We start from the raw sequence: 850 nt of genomic DNA on the forward strand, positions 1-850 counted from the left end.
GCGATCGCGAGCGCGGCGTAGCCGGGCGAAGCGGGTCGCCACCCATCGGGCTCGACGCTAGTTCGTGGTGTGCACGATCAGCACGTCGACCTTGGCGCGCCGCGACACGTTGGCGGGCACCGAGCCGAGCAGCCGGCCCGCGATCGTGCTCAGGCCGACGTTTCCGACGACCAGCAGGTCGGCCTTCTCGTCTTCGGCCAGCTTGACCAGCGCGTCCACCGGGGCACCCTCGATCGGGCGCTCCTCGACGTTCTTGGCGCCGGCCTTGTGCGCCCGCTCCTTGGCGTCCTGCAGGATCGCGTAAATCGGCGCGGTGCCGGACACCTTGTAGCTCTCGTTGCGCAGGGCGTCGGCGGCCCGGCCGTCCTCATGCTGGGGCAGGTACGCCGACGCGACGATCAGCTTGGCGTCCGGCCCGGCGATCTGCGCTGCCTTGTCTACCGCACGCATTGACGAGTCCGAGCCGTCGGTTCCCACCACTACAGTCCGATAGGCGCCCATTTACCCTCCCAGTTTCGGTTGGTCAGCCAACCCAAGACAGTATCGCGTTTGCCCGTTGGACAGGGAACAGATTAGCGACACCGCATGCCACGGCGTGTCGGCAATTTGCGGCCTCGCGCCGCGTCATCCGACAATATCGGCGATGGCGAATCAATCAAATGCTCAGGCCCGGGGCGTAAAGCGTTGCATAACGCCGCTTTTCGCCCCAATGCCGGTGCCGCGGAATTGGCGGGGGCCGATTTGTGAGCCGTCCTGACGATTCCCCTTTAGGGTGACAAGCATCATGTCCATGCCCACCGTCGAGCAGCGCGCCGCGGACGAAGTCGAGGAGCTGTCTCTTATACACATC

2 protein-coding genes are annotated in these 850 nt (G+C 65.6%); both read right to left on the reverse strand.

Annotated elements, in window-relative coordinates; genetic code table 11:
• Positions 1-57 precede the first annotated feature (57 nt).
• On the reverse strand, positions 58-501 hold the full coding sequence (locus WU80_RS24775) for a universal stress protein (protein WP_055402815.1): 444 nt from the start codon (positions 499-501) through the stop codon (positions 58-60).
• A 162-nt stretch (positions 502-663) separates the two neighbouring features.
• A partial coding sequence (locus tag WU80_RS26515; RefSeq protein ID WP_231633912.1) for a hypothetical protein occupies positions 664-850 on the reverse strand: 187 nt, incomplete at its 5' end.

This window comes from Mycobacterium sp. UM_11 (genome assembly GCF_001414075.1).
Lineage (GTDB): Bacteria > Actinomycetota > Actinomycetes > Mycobacteriales > Mycobacteriaceae > Mycobacterium.